General features: G+C 72.1%; 10 protein-coding genes. 6 read left to right on the top strand and 4 right to left on the bottom strand.

Going from position 1 to position 13,997, the window contains the following annotated elements; translation table 11 throughout:
- Window positions 1–97: 97 nt before the first annotated feature.
- Window positions 98–2,755 (bottom strand): PA14 domain-containing protein, encoded by a 2,658-nt coding sequence (locus tag ACFXKG_RS01970; protein ID WP_384830742.1) that lies wholly within the window; start codon window positions 2,753–2,755, stop codon window positions 98–100.
- Between the two features lie 47 nt (window positions 2,756–2,802).
- Between ACFXKG_RS01970 and ACFXKG_RS01965 the strand changes: the two genes are divergently transcribed.
- The 5 genes from ACFXKG_RS01965 to ACFXKG_RS01945 all read left to right on the top strand — a co-directional run bounded on the left by ACFXKG_RS01965 (window position 2,803) and on the right by ACFXKG_RS01945 (window position 8,756).
- Entirely contained in the window at window positions 2,803–3,843 is a 1,041-nt protein-coding gene (locus ACFXKG_RS01965) for a LacI family DNA-binding transcriptional regulator (RefSeq protein ID WP_384830739.1), read from the top strand.
- A gap of 187 nt (window positions 3,844–4,030) precedes the next feature.
- Window positions 4,031–5,119 carry an ABC transporter substrate-binding protein gene (locus ACFXKG_RS01960; RefSeq protein ID WP_384830736.1) on the top strand — a complete coding sequence of 363 codons (1,089 nt, stop codon included), beginning with the start codon at window positions 4,031–4,033 and terminating at the stop codon, window positions 5,117–5,119.
- 121 nt (window positions 5,120–5,240) lie between these two features.
- Window positions 5,241–6,773 (top strand): sugar ABC transporter ATP-binding protein, encoded by a 1,533-nt coding sequence (locus ACFXKG_RS01955; RefSeq protein WP_384831739.1) that lies wholly within the window; start codon window positions 5,241–5,243, stop codon window positions 6,771–6,773.
- Window positions 6,766–7,740 (top strand): ABC transporter permease, encoded by a 975-nt coding sequence (locus tag ACFXKG_RS01950; protein WP_384830733.1) that lies wholly within the window; start codon window positions 6,766–6,768, stop codon window positions 7,738–7,740. Before ACFXKG_RS01955 ends, ACFXKG_RS01950 begins: the two co-directional genes overlap by 8 nt.
- Before the next feature lie 5 nt (window positions 7,741–7,745).
- A complete protein-coding gene (locus tag ACFXKG_RS01945) occupies window positions 7,746–8,756 on the top strand; it encodes an ABC transporter permease (protein WP_384831736.1) in 1,011 nt (336 codons plus the stop codon).
- A 45-nt stretch (window positions 8,757–8,801) separates the two neighbouring features.
- On the opposite strand, the gene glgC is transcribed toward ACFXKG_RS01945, so the two are convergent.
- Complete coding sequence (gene glgC, locus ACFXKG_RS01940; protein ID WP_382892978.1) at window positions 8,802–10,019, bottom strand: glucose-1-phosphate adenylyltransferase; 1,218 nt, start codon at window positions 10,017–10,019, stop codon at window positions 8,802–8,804.
- Window positions 10,020–10,042: 23 nt separating this feature from the next.
- Window positions 10,043–11,236, bottom strand: coding sequence for a glycogen synthase (gene glgA / locus ACFXKG_RS01935; RefSeq protein ID WP_384830730.1), 1,194 nt, complete (start codon window positions 11,234–11,236; stop codon window positions 10,043–10,045).
- Between the two features lie 326 nt (window positions 11,237–11,562).
- Here glgA and ACFXKG_RS01930 point away from each other — a divergent pair, with 326 nt between their 5' ends.
- On the top strand, window positions 11,563–12,585 hold the full coding sequence (locus ACFXKG_RS01930; protein WP_384830727.1) for a DMT family transporter: 1,023 nt from the start codon (window positions 11,563–11,565) through the stop codon (window positions 12,583–12,585).
- Here ACFXKG_RS01930 and ACFXKG_RS01925 read toward each other — a convergent pair.
- Window positions 12,466–13,800 carry a transglycosylase family protein gene (locus ACFXKG_RS01925; protein ID WP_384830724.1) on the bottom strand — a complete coding sequence of 445 codons (1,335 nt, stop codon included), beginning with the start codon at window positions 13,798–13,800 and terminating at the stop codon, window positions 12,466–12,468. The genes ACFXKG_RS01930 and ACFXKG_RS01925 overlap by 120 nt on opposite strands.
- Window positions 13,801–13,997 lie beyond the last annotated feature (197 nt).

The following is a 13,997-nucleotide window of genomic DNA, read 5'->3' as shown; positions in this document are numbered from 1 at the left end:
CCCCGGGGCGCGCCGGCGGGGGGGCGCGGTGTCCAGGGTCCGCCCCTGGCGGGGGCGGACCGGGGCCGTCTCCTGCGTCCCTCAGGTCCTCAGGCCGTCAGGAGGTGCACTCCATGGTGGCCGGGTTCTCCGCGTCGCGGATCAGCGACTCGTGCGCCGCCCTGAGCCGCTCGGCGTCCGGCTTCAGCACCTTGCGGTCGTAGGTGAGCAGACCGTTCAGCTCGCCCTCCACATCGGAGATCTGGGTGTAGACCGCGCCGTTGCTCCCCCGGCAGGCGAGTGCGCGCACCTTGGCGAGTTCGGCCAGGTACGAGTCGGTGTACGCGGCCTGGTCCACCCCCACGTAGGTGTGCTGCACCGGCCAGGCGTGGCCGGGCACGGCGAGGCCGAGGCCACCGTACTCACCGCTGACCAGAGCCCGTTTCCCGTCGGGCGCGGGGAGTTGGGCGCTCGGATAGCCGTGGGCGTCGGCGATGTCCCCGTTGCGGCCGTCGACCGCGCCGCAGCAGTTCACCCCGCTCATGTTGTTGATCAGCCGGCTCGGGTCCCAGGCCTTGGCCTGGTCCGCGACGCGCGCCTGGTCGTACTGGCCCCAGCCCTCGTTGAAGGTGACCCACATGATCACCGAGGGGCTGCTGCTGTGCTGGTCGATCATCCGCTTCATCTCGTGCTCGTACTGGGTACGGGACTCCGCGTCCGGGTTGATGGTGTTCATCGCGGGCATGTCCTGCCAGACCAGCAGTCCGAGCCGGTCCGCCCAGTAGAACCACCGGTCGGGCTCGACCTTAATGTGCTTGCGCACCGAGTTGTAGCCGAGCTTCTTGTGCGCCTTGAGGTCGTAGGCGAGGGCCTCGTCGGTCGGCGCGGTGTGCAGCCCGTCCGGCCAGAAGCCCTGGTCGAGGGTGGCCATCAGGAAGGTGGGCTTGCCGTTGAGGACGGTCCTGGGGGTGCCGTCGACCTTCTCGACCGTGAGCGAGCGCATCCCGAAGTAGCTGCCGACGCGGTCCTTGCCGGCCGTCACCTCCAGCCGGTAGAGGTAGGGATCGTCCGGCGACCAGAGGCGCGGGTCGCGGACGGGCACACTGAGCGCGCTGCCGCTGCGGCCCGTGACACTGCCGACCTTGCGCCGGCCGTCGTACGCGGTGGCCGTGACCGGGACCCCGTCCCGGATGCCGCGCACCTCGACGGCGAGCTCCTCACCGGCGACGTCGGGGGTGAGCTTCAGGGAGCCGATGTGGTCGGCCGCGACCGGCTCCATCCACACCGTCTGCCAGATCCCGGAGGACGGGGTGTACCAGATGCCGCTGGGGTCCAGGCGCTGCTTGCCCATCGGCGGGTTCTCGCCGTCGCTGGAGTCGGTGGGGTCGTAGACGCCGACGATCAGTTCCTGGGTGCGGCCGGGCTTCAGCGCGTCGGTGACATCGGCGGTGAAGCGATCGTAACCGCCCTTGTGCTCGGTGACCTTGGTGCCGTTGACGTAGACCTCGGCCTGCCAGTCCACGGCGTCGAAGTTGAGGTTGAGCCGCTTGCCCTTGCCCACCTGCCAGTCGGACGGCACGGTGAAGGTACGGCGGTACCACATCCGGTCCTCGTGCCGTTCGACCCCGGAGAGCTGGGACTCCACGGGGTACGGGACGAGGATCTTCTCGCGGAGGTTCTTGCCGACCGGCGGGCTCTCGCCCTTCGTCGCGGCGGCGAACTGCCACTGCCCGTTGAGGTTCTGCCAGTCGCCCCGGGTCAGCTGCGGCCTGGGGTACTCGGGAAGGGCGTTGCGGGGCCCGACCTCCTTGGCCCAGGGGGTGGAGAGCTGGTACTCGGAGGTGTTGGGCCCGCTGCTCCAGAAGGCGTCGACGGGCTTGCCCTCGCGGGCGGCGAGGCCGCCGGTCCCGTCGTAGCGCACGTCCGCGTTGCCGCCCTGGCCGACAACCGGTTCCTTGAGGGTGACCAGCAGCCGCCGGGCGTCCTTCGGATCCTTCTTGACGGTGCCGAGCGGCCACTGGGCGCCGCCGATGACCGCGCTGAGGTGGCCGGCCAGACCGGCGGGCGGGGCGGCGAGCTTCTGCGCGAAGTCCAGGCGCAGGCTGCGGCCGTCGGGCAGGACGGTGGCGGCGAGAGCACCGTCGTACGCGAAGCCGTCGGGCAGCCGGAAGGCGGAGGAGGGGACGGGCACCTTGGTGCCGCCGGGCTCGGTCCACCGCAGACGCAGGTTCGAGCCGCCGACGCGCTCGAAGAACTCCACCTTGATGTCGTAGGCCTGGCCCTTGGTCAGGTCGATGGGCTGGGCGGTCTGTTCCTTGTCCCAGTCGTCGACCCAGTGGTCGATGGCGAGGCGGCCGTCGACCCAGAGCCGGAAGCCGTTGTCACCGATCATCGAGAATGTGTGCGCGCCGGAGGTGGCCGGGACGACCTTCCCGGTCCAGCGCACGGAGACGTCGTCGGAGCGTCCGGTGGTGGCGGCCAGCCGCGGCTCCAGATTGGCGAAGTCGATGGCCGGGTCGAACACGGTGGCCTTCAGCTCGTGGAAATCGAAGGCGCCGGGGGCGGACTGGGTGTAGTACTCGCCCTTGAGTCCCTGTACCTCGACCGGGTCGTCCGCGGCCGAGGCGGCGGGCGCCGCGGTGAGTCCGGCGACGCCGAGGACGGCGGCGAGCAGGAGGGCCAGTTTTCTTCGGATGCGCACGAATCCTCCTTGCGAAGAGAGGTGGCGGCTCGTTGCGTCAGTCTGTACAACGTTGGAAGGAACGGCAGTTGGCATGACAACACGCCAATCCTGCACTGTCCAGACCCGGGGAGAAGGTATCGGTGACCGTCAGCCTCAAGGACGTCGCGGAACGCGCGGGCGTCTCGATCAAGACCGTGTCGAACGTGGTCAACAACTACCGGCACGTCACACCGTCGATGCGGTCCCGCGTACAGCGGGCCATCGACGAGCTGGGGTACGTACCGAACATGACGGCCAGACACCTCCGCAAGGGCCGCACCGGCATCCTCGCGCTGGCCGTGCCCGAGCTGGGGAACCCGTACTTCGCGGAGCTGGCGGGCGCGGTCATCGACGCCGCCGCCGAGCACGAGTACACCGTGCTGCTCGATCACACCGGGGGCAGCCGGGAGCGGGAGATCCTGGTCAGCCAGGGGTTCCGGGCGCGGGTCATCGACGGGCTGATCCTGAGCCCGATCGAGCTGGAGGCGGAGGACCTGCGCGGCCAGGACCAGGACGCGCCGCTGGTGCTGCTCGGCGAGCGGGAGTACGACCTGCCGTACGACCACATCGCGATCGACAATGTCGCTGCTGCCAGGACGGCCGTACGCCATCTGCTCGCGCTCGGCCGGTCGCGGATCGCGTTCCTCGGGGCCCGCACCGACCGGTTCAACGAGCCCTCGCAGCTGCGGCTGCGCGGCTGGCGGGCGGAGCTGACGGCGGCGGGGGTGCCCGCGCCGGACTCGCTGGTCGCGCCGACGGGCGGCTGGGCGCACGCCGACGGCGCGGCGGCGACGGCCCGGCTGCTGGACTCGGGCGAGCTGCCGGACGCGGTCTTCGCGTACAACGACCTGATCGCCATCGGCGCGATGCGGGTGCTCTCCGAGCGGGGGCTGCGGGTCCCGGAGGATGTGGCGGTGGTGGGCTTCGACGACGTCGCGGAGGGCCGGTACGGGACGGTCACCCTGACCACGGTCTCCCCCGCGAAGCACACCATCGCCCGGCTCGCGGTGCGCTCGCTCGTGGAGCGGCTGGAGGGAGCCAGGGAAGGCACCGGCGACGCGGCCGGGGACGGCCGGCGGGCGCGGGAACTCCGGGCCGAATTCCGGCTGGTGGAACGGGAGTCCACGCTCGGCCGAGCATGAGGTGCCCGTACGGAGCGGTCGCGGGCCCGGGTGGCGCCGTTCTCGCGCGAAGGGTTTACAGGATCCGTACAACGATGTAAAAACCCTTCCGAACGAGCGCAGCAGACCGTGCAGACCAGCAGACCGTACGAGCCGATCTCCCGGGCGGTGTCCGCGCGCCGGGGCCGTGCCGAGATGGGGTTCCGCCATGAAGTCCTCCGCCCGCTCCACCACCACGACCGTTCTCGCCGCGAGCCTCGTCGCCGCACTCGCCCTGACGGGCTGCGCCAAGTCGGAGGAGGACGCCGCCAGTGACAGCGCGACGGCGACCGCCGCCGGAGGCGGCGACCAGGTGGTCGCCTCCCCCGGCGCCGGGGCCGACAAGACCTGCACCCTCGAACAGTTCGGCGGCGAGAAGCTGGACCTCTCGGGCGCGACCGTCGGCTTCTCCCAGTCCGAGAAGGAGGCCAACCCCTTCCGGATCGCGGAGACGGCCTCCATCAAGGCGGAGGCGGCCGACCGGGGGGTCAAGCTCCTCACGGCCAACGCCCAGTCGCAGTTCTCCAAGCAGATCAGCGATGTCCAGGACCTGATCGCCAAGGGCGCGGACCTGCTGGTCATCGCCCCGCTCAACTCGGACGGCTGGGGCCCGGTGCTGCGTTCGGCGGCGGCGAAGAAGATCCCGATCGTCACCATCGACCGGAAGATCAACGCCACGGCCTGCAAGGACTATGTGAGCTTCATCGGCTCGGACTTCATCGAGCAGGGCGAGCGCGCGGCGGACCGGATGATCGAGGCGACCGGCGGCAAGGGCAAGGTCGCCATTCTGCTCGGCACCGCCGGGAACAACGTCACCACGGAACGCACCAAGGGGTTCAAGGACCGGATCGCCGCCGAGGCCCCGGGGCTCCAGGTGGTGTTCGAGCAGACCGGCGAGTTCGCCCGGGAGAAGGGCCAGCAGGTCACCGAGCAGCTCATCCAGTCCAACCCGGACATCACCGGGATCTACGCCGAGAACGACGAGATGGGCCTCGGCGCCGTCAACGCCCTCAAGAGCGCGGGCAAGAAGGCGGGCGACGTCAAGATCGTGACGGTCGACGGCACGCGCAACGCGGTGCGCGGCATCGTGGACGGCTGGATCTCCGGTGTCATCGAGTCGAATCCGCGCTTCGGGCCGCTGGCCTTCGAGACGCTCGACACCTTCACCCGGGGCGAGAAGGTCTCCCAGGACGTCGTCATCCAGGACAGCGCCTACACCCCCGAGAACGCGAAGGCCGATCTCGGCAAGGCCTACTGACGTGCCGCCGGAAGCACCGGAGCCGCCGGAAGCACCGGAGCCGCCGGACACGCCTGAGCCGCGGGCAACGACTGAGCCGCCGGCAACGCCTGCGGCGCCGGAGAACGCCGTACGGCCGCCGCTGCTGTCGGTCACCGGGCTGACGAAGTCCTTCCCCGGCGCGCGGGCGCTCGACGGGGTGGACCTCACCGTCGGCCCCGGCGAGGTCCACGCGCTGATCGGCGAGAACGGCGCGGGCAAGTCCACGCTCATCAAGGTGCTCACGGGGGTGTACCGGCCCGACGGGGGCGAGATCGCCCTGCGGGGCGAGCCCGTACGGTTCGCCACCCCGCTGGAGGCGCAGCACGCCGGGATCTCCACCATCTACCAGGAGGTCAATCTCGTCCCCCTGATGAGTGTGGCCCGCAATCTCTTCCTGGGGCGCGAGCCGCGCGGCCGGCTCGGACTGATCGACTTCGGGCGGATGCACCGGGCCGCCGACGAGGCGCTGCGCGGTCTCGGGCTGCGCGTCGACGTCCGCCGGCCGCTGCGCTCGCTGGGGGTCGGCGCCCAGCAGATGGTGGCGCTGGCGCGGGCGGTCTCGGTCGACGCGCGCGTCGTCGTCATGGACGAGCCCACCTCGTCGCTCGAACCACGCGAGGTCCGCACCCTGTTCGGGGTGATCAGGATGCTCAAGGAGCGCGGGATCGCGGTGATCTACGTCAGCCACCGCCTCGACGAGCTGTACGAGATCTGCGACACCGTCACGGTGCTGCGCGACGGCCACCGGGTCCACGCGGGCCCCCTCGCCGGGCTGGACCGGCTGCGGCTGGTCTCGCTGATGCTGGGGCGCGAGATGGGCGAGGTGCGCGGCGAGGGGCTCACCAAATTCTCCGGCGGGCACGACACCGGCGGCGAACCGGTGCTGGAGGCAATCGATTTGACGCTGCGTCAGGTACTCCACGGGGTGTCGCTACGGGTGCGGCCCGGAGAGGTGGTGGGGCTCGGCGGGCTGCTCGGCTCCGGCCGCAGCGAGACCGCGAAGGCCGTCGCGGGCGCGCTGCCGCCCGACTCGGGCCGGGTGGTGGTGGCCGGGGCGCCCGTACGGACCGGGTCCACGCCCGCCGCGATCCGGGCGGGCATCAGCCTGCTGCCCGAGGACCGCAAGGCCGAGGGGATCGTCCCCGGGCTCTCCGTACGGGAGAACATCGCGCTGGCCGCGCTGCCGGGGCTGGCCCGCTTCGGGCTGGTCGACGACGCCAGGATCGACCGGCTGGTGGACACCTTCATGACGCGGCTGCGCATCAAGGCGGCGGGTCCCCATCAGAAGGTCGGTGAGTTGTCCGGGGGCAACCAGCAGAAGGTGCTGCTCGCCCGCTGGCTGGCGATGCGGCCCAAGGTGCTGCTCCTGGACGAGCCCACGCGCGGCATCGACGTCGGCGCCAAGGCCGAGGTGCAGGCGCTGATCGACGAGCTCGCGGGCGAGGGGCTCGGAGTGGTGCTGATCTCCTCCGACATGGAGGAGCTGATCGAGGGCTCCGACCGGGTCGTGGTCCTCAAGGACGGTGCGGTGGTCGCGGAGCTGACGGGTGCCGAGGTGACCGAGGACCGGCTGCTGGGCGCCATCGCGGCCGGTTCCGTACCCGGGGAGGACGGAGGGTCCCCGCATGACTGATCTCGCGGCGCTGCGGCGCCTGCCCCTGGGACAGGCCGACCGGGGGCGTCTGCTGGCGCTCCTCCAGGAGTACGGCGTCTACGCGGGCGTGGCCGTCCTGCTGGTCGCCAATGTCCTTCTCACCCCGCACTTCCTGTCGGCCGAGAACTTCCGTACCCAGGCCGTGCAGGTGGCGCCCGTCATCATCGTGGCGCTCGGCATGGCGCTGGCCATCGGCAGCGAGGGCGTGGACCTCTCCGTCGGCGCGGTGATGGCGCTCGCCACGTCCCTGCTCTCCCTCTATCTCGGGTACGGGCCGTGGATCGCGCTGCTCGCCGCCGTGGTGGGCGGGGCGGCCGTGGGGCTCGCCAACGGGTCGCTGGTGGCGTTCATCGGGGTGCAGCCCATCGTGGCGACGCTCGCGCTGATGGTCGCCGGGCGGGGTCTGGCGCTGGTCCTGCTCCCGCAGTTGAAGGACGTCCGGGACCCGGGGCTCGCCGCGCTGGGCTCCGGCGATCTGCTGGGCGTCCCGTACCTGGTGCTGATCGCCGGCGCGCTGGCGCTCGCGGTGGGCTTCACCGTACGGCGCACGACCTTCGGCCGGCAGCTCCTCGCGATCGGGGACAGCCGACCGGCGGCCCGGCTCGCGGGGCTGCCGGTGCGCCGGGTGCTGATCCTCGTCTACGTCGTCTCGGGCGTGCTGGCCGCGGTCGCGGGGGTGCTGGCCACCGCCCGGCTCCAGGCGAGCGACCCGACCTCGCTCGGGACCCTGATGGAGCTGTCGGCCATCACCGCCGTGGTCGTGGGCGGTACGCCGCTGAGCGGTGGCCGGATCCGGATCGGCGGGACCGTGGCGGGCGCCGTACTCATCCAGCTCCTCACCGCCACACTCATCAAACACGACCTGCCGCCGTCCTGGACCCAGATCGCCCAGGCCGTGGTGATCGTGCTCGCGGTCTACGCGGCACGGGAACGGGGGAAGCGGTGACCACGGTGGAGACCAGGGAGACCCACTCCCCCGCGGACGAGGCGGAGGCCCCCGGCGCGAGCCGGGCCGAGCGGCTCAGCGCCTTCGCGCAGCAGCACGGGGCGCTCGTCACGCTCGCCGTGGTGGCCGTCGCCGCCTCCGTCGGCTTCGACACCTTCGCGACCGGCGACAACCTGGCCAACATGGCGGTCTCGTCGGCGTTCCTCGCCGTCGTCGCCCTCGGCATGACCTTCGTGATCATCACCGGCGGGATCGATCTGTCGGTGGGTTCGCTCTTCGCGCTGGGCGGGGTGCTCGCCGCCTGGGGCTCGCGGTACGGCACGGCGGTCGCGCTGCTGCTGCCGCTCGCGGTGTGCGGGCTGATCGGCCTGGTCAACGGTCTGCTGATCGCGCGGGCGCGGCTGGCCCCGTTCATCGTGACGCTGGCCGCGATGCTGCTGGCGCGCGGGGTGCTGCTGTCGGTCACCGACGAGGGCGCGAACACCTATCTGGTGGACGGGACGTCCTTCTTCGCCCGGCTCGGCCAGGACAGCCTGCTCGGCATCGGCGTGCCCGTGTGGATCACGGCGGCGCTCTTCGTACTGGGCGCGGTCGTGCTGCGCCGCAGCCGCTTCGGCCAGTACGTGTACGCGGTCGGCGGCAACGAGGACGCGGCGGCGCTGATGGGCGCACCCGTGGCCCGTACGAAGATCGCCGTCTACACCCTCTCGGGGCTCTGCGCGGGGCTCGCCGGGGCGCTCAACGCGGCCTGGCTGGTCTCCGGGGTGACCATTCTCGGTACGGGGATGGAGCTGGAGGCGATCTCCGCCGTCGTCATCGGGGGCACCCTGCTCACCGGCGGCTTCGGCTTCCTCAGCGGCTCGCTCGTCGGGGTGCTGCTGCTGAAGGTCATCCAGAACGTCATCAACCAGATCGGTTCGCTGGACTCCGCCTACCAACAGGTCGTCAGTGGCGCCTTCCTGGCGGTCGTGGTGATCGCCCAGACCTGGCTGGGGCGGCGGCGCCGGATGCTGTGACCCAGGGTCTCCCGTCCGGTCCCCGCCGCCCGCCGCGGGGACCGGTCAGACCACCGGCTGTCCCTTGCCCAGGGCGATGACGCCGTTCTTCGAGACGGTGTACAGCTCCTGGTCGCGCCCGGGGTTGACGCCGATCGTCGCCCCGGGCGGCACGTCCACGTTCTTGTCGAGGATGGAGCCGCGCACCACCGCCCCGCGTCCCACCCGTACGTTGTCGTGCAGCACCGAGCCCTGCACCATCGCGCCCTCGGCCACCACCACACCCGGGGAGAGCACCGACCGGCTCACCTGGCCCCGGATCACACAGCCGGGGCTCACGATCGAGTCGGTGGCGATGCCGCCCGCCACGAAGCGCGCCGGGGGCAGCTGGCCGGGGTGGGTGTAGATGGGCCAGCGGCGGTTGTCGAGGCCGAACTCCGGCTCGGGCGAGATCAGGTCCATGTGCGCGTCGTAGTACGAGTCGAGGGTGCCGACGTCACGCCAGTAGCCGTGCTCCCGCGCCGACTCGCCGGGGACGTGGTTCTCCTGGAAGTCGTAGACCTGGGCCATGCCCCGCTCGGTGAGCATCGGGAGAATGGAACCGCCCATGTCGTGCACGGAGTTCTCGTCCTCGGCGTCCCGGTGCAGCGCGTCGACGAGGACCTTCGTGGTGAAGAGGTAGTTGCCCATCGAGGCGAAGACCCGCTCGGGGTCGCCCGGCAGCCCCGGCGGATCGGCCGGCTTCTCCAGGAACCGTTCGACCTGGACGCCGTCGGCGCCCGGGGTGATGACCCCGAACGACGACGCCTCCGTACGCGGCACCCTGATGCCCGCGACGGTGACGCCCGCGCCGTTCTCCACGTGCTGGGCGAGCATCTGGCGCGGGTCCATCCGGTAGACGTGGTCCGCGCCGAACACCGCGATGTAGTCGGGGCGTTCGTCGTGGACCAGGTTGAGGGACTGGAGGATCGCGTCGGCGCTGCCCAGGTACCAGCGCGGCCCGAGCCGCTGCTGCGCGGGCACGGGGGTCACGTAGTTGCCGAGCAGGCTCGACATCCGCCAGGTGGTGCTGACATGGCGGTCCAGCGAGTGCGACTTGTACTGCGTCAGCACACACATCCGCAGGATGTCGCCGTTCACCAGGTTCGACAGGACGAAGTCGACGAGCCGGTACGTACCGCCGAACGTCACCGCCGGTTTGGCCCGGTCCGCGGTGAGCGGCAGCAGACGCTTGCCCTCCCCGCCCGCCAGCACGATCCCGAGCACCGAAGGTCCACCACGCATGGCCGCTCCCTATGACTGGGTTCCTACCGGTTCCTGAGAAGCTCCCGGTACACGTCGTACGTACGCCGGGCCACCTGGTCCCAGCCGAACTCCCGTACGGCACGACGCCGTCCGGCGGCCCCCATCCGGGCGGCCGACTCGGGGTCGTCGAGCACCCGGTTGACCGCTTCGGTGAGCCCCGACTCGAAGTCCTCCGGGTGACGTTCGTCGTACGGTACGAGCAGTCCCGTACCGCCGTCGTCGACGACCTCCGGGATGCCGCCGACCGCCGAGGCGACCACGGCGGTGCCGCACGCCATCGCCTCCAGGTTGACGATGCCGAGCGGCTCGTACACCGAGGGGCAGACGAACACCGCCGCGTGGGTGAGGAGTTGGATCACCTCGGGGCGCGGCAGCATGTCGGGGATCCAGTGCACCCCGTCCCGGGTCCGGACCAGCTCGTCCACCAGGGCGCGGAATTCGGCGCCGGTCTCCGGGGTGTCCGGGGCGCCCGCGCAGAGCACGAGCTGAGCCTGCGGGTCGAGGGCGCGGGCCGCGCGCAGCAGGTGCGGGACGCCCTTCTGGCGGGTGACCCGGCCGACGAAGAGCACGTACGGGCGCTCCGGGTCGAGGCCGATCCGCTCCAGTACGCCGGTGCCGGGGTCGGGGCGGTAGAGCCGGGTGTCGATGCCGTTGTGGACGACACGCACCCGCCCGGGGTCGAGCGCGGGGTAGCACGCGAGGATGTCGGCGCGCATCCCCCGGGAGACCGCGATGACGGCGTCCGCCGCCTCGAAGGCGGTGCGTTCGGCCCAGCGGGACAGTGCGTAGCCGCCGCCGAGCTGCTCGGCCTTCCAGGGGCGCAGGGGTTCGAGGGAGTGCGCCGTCACCACGTGCGGGACGCCGTGGAGCAGTTTGGCGAGATGGCCGGCGAGGTGGGCGTACCAGGTGTGCGAGTGGACCAGGTCGCGGCCGCCGAGCGCGGCGGCCATCGACAGGTCCGCGGAGAAGGCGCGCAGGGCGTCGTTGGCGTCCGTGAGACCGGGGGCGGCCCGGTGCCGTACCACGGTCCCGGCGTCGGTCCCCGTCGCGGGGGGCGACGCGGCGTCGCTCCCGGTCCAGCAGTGCACTTCGAGGTCGGTCAGCGGGCGGAGCCCGTCGGCCAGGAACTCCACGTGGACGCCCGCGCCGCCGTAGACCTCCGGCGGATACTCGCGGGTGAGCAGACCGACCTTCACGCCGTACCCCCGTCCTCGCCCGGCGACCGCGCGGCCCTGTCATGGTCACCCGGAAACCGTCCGGGCGGAAGACCGCTGCGGCGCCCGGCCGGGAACCGGGCACACCCGGGCGGTCACGCTCCGCTGTGCCGGACCGGTGTGGCGGCGGCGCGGGCCCGGGTCCCGGCCGCTCGGGCCGCGCCCGTGGAGGGGCCCGAGCACGGCGCTGACCTGGAGCGACCCTCCACGGGTGGAAACCGGCCCGGATCCGTACTACTACAGCAGTACGCCGGATTGACCTCTACAGGACGACGCGGGAGCCGTCCCCGGCGAGAGATCGTGAAGACATGAGTGCACTCGCCCTGTCCGTTCTCCTGTCGCTGGTCTCCGCGGTCGCCTACGCGTCCGGGGCCATCCTTCAGGAGCATGTCGCGACGGACACCCCCGCCCGCCCGTACGCACCGCTGCACCACGGGCTGTGGTGGGCCGCGGTGGCCCTCAACGGGCTCGGGGCGGCGCTCCACGTCGTCGCGCTGGCCTACGGGCCGCTCAGCGTCGTCCAGCCGCTCGGCGCGCTCACCATCGTCTTCGCGCTGCCCATGGCGGCGCTCTTCGTGGGGCGCAGGGCCGGGCGCACGGCGTGGCGGGGCGCGCTCATGGCGTCGGTGGGGCTGGCGGGGCTGCTCGCCCTCACGGAGGGGACGGACACCCGCGCGCTGGACGGCACGGAGCGGCTGGTCCTGGCCGCCGCGACGTTCGGCGCGGTGGGGGTGGTCTTCCTGGCCGCGCAGCTCGTGGGGCGGCCCGCCGTACGGAGCATGCTGCTGGCGGCCGCGGCCGGGATCGCGTTCGGCATCGCCTCGGTCTTCACGAAGACGGTCGCCGTGGACTGGACCTCGGACCGGCCCACCGTGCAGGTGCCGAGCCTGGTGGTGATCGCGGTCCTCGCGGCGGGCGGGCTGCTGTTGTCGCAGGCGTCCTACCGGGGAGCGGGGCTGGCCGCCCCGCTGGCCACGGTCACGGTCGTGAACCCGGTGGTCGCGGCGACGGTGGGACTGACGCTGTTCGGTGAGGACTTCCGGTACGGGACGCTCGGTACGGCGCTGGCGCTGGCCTCGGGTGCCGTGGCGGCGGGCGGGCTGATCCTGCTCACCGTGGAGCGGTCGGTCGCCGCGTCGCGGGCGGCGCGGGCCGCGACGCGGGGCGGCGCCGGGTCATCGGTCCCGGCCGCCCGGCCTCCGGAGCGGGGGTCAGAGCCGGACACCGCCCGCGCGCAGGTAGGCGAGGGGGTCGATGTCGGAGCCGTAGCCGGGCCCCGTGCGCATCTCGAAGTGGAGATGCGGTCCGGTGCTGTTACCGGTCGATCCTGAGCGGGCGATCCGCTGGCCGCTGCCGACGTTCTGGCCCTCGCGCACGGTGAGCGCGGAGAGGTGCGCGTACTGGCTGTACTTGCCGTCGGTGTGCCGGATGACGACCTGGTAGCCGTAGGCCCCGGCCCACCCGGCGGAGACCACGCGGCCGGCGGCGACCGCCTTCACCGAGGTGCCGGTGGGGACGGGGAAGTCGACGCCCGTGTGGTAGCCGCTGGCCCAGGAGCCGGCCTGGCGGTACTGGGTACCGGTGGAGGCGGCGACCGGCGCGGACATGCCGCCCGTCTTCGGCTTGGCGGCCGGGGCTTCGGCCTTGACCTGCCGCTTCTCCTCCTGCTTGGGCGCCTGTTCCTTCTTCTGCTCCTGCTTCTGCTCCCGCTCCTGCTGCTTTTCCTGCGGGGGCTTTTCCTGCTTCTTCTCCACCCGGCGCTCGGGCTCGGCCGTCGCCTTCGGCTTCTCTGCGGGGGCGGGCCGCGCCGTCTTCTCCGGCCGGGTGGCGGTGCCCTTCGCGGGCGCCTGGAGCACGAGCTTCTGCCCCGGGAAGATCAGGTCCGGGTCGCTGCCGATGACCTGGCGGTTCTCCTCGTACAGCCGCTGCCAGCCGCCCTTGACGGACTCCTCGACGGCGATCCGCGAGAGCGAGTCGCCCCGGGCGACGGTGTACCCCTCGCGCTGGGTCGGTACGGAGGTGGGCGAGGCGGCCTTCGTCCGCTCGGCCTTCACCGTGGTCCCGGTCGTCTCCGTGGTCCCGGTCTGCGCGGGGGCGCTCTTGGCCTGGGCCCGCTCCACGGTGCCGGTGTCGCGGCCCTGCGCCGGGGTGATGTCGGGCGCGTCGCCGCCCCGGGTCAGTCCGGCCCGGACCGAGCAGGCGGGCCAGGCGCCGGGGCCCTGGCCCTTGAGCACCTTCTCGGCGACGGCGATCTGCTGGTCCCGGGTGGCGAGATCGGCGCGCGGAGCGTAGCGGGTGCCGCCGTACGCCTCCCAGGTGGACCGGGTGAACTGGAGCCCGCCGTAGTAGCCGTTGCCGGTGTTGATCTGCCAGTTGTTGGTCGACTCGCAGGCCGCGACCTTCTCCCAGACGTCCACCGGGGCCGCCTGCGCGGTCGCCGCGGCGAGGAGCGGCAGGGCCATGCCCGCCCCGCCCGCCGTGACGGTGAGCGACGCACGGTTGATACGGCTCGGCTGGTATCGGCGGTGCCGACCGGTTGCGGCCATGATGTGGCTCCCCCACTGGCTGTAGGACACGTCGCAGCGGCCAACGTAAAGGCTGGGCAAGGACCGTGACAAGAGCTCACCGTCGCGTCCCGGTCGCCGGACGGCCGCGTACCGGCACACAGCGTGCCATCCCGGAACCCGTGGTGTCCCGGGGAGCGGGAAATTCGCCCGCCCGAACCCGGGCACCGGCCCGCGCG

The organism is Streptomyces sp. NPDC059255, assembly GCF_042752355.1.
Classification (GTDB): domain Bacteria; phylum Actinomycetota; class Actinomycetes; order Streptomycetales; family Streptomycetaceae; genus Streptomyces.
The sequence above is the reverse complement of the archived record's forward strand: the minus strand, read 5'-3'. Positions and strand labels throughout refer to the sequence as shown.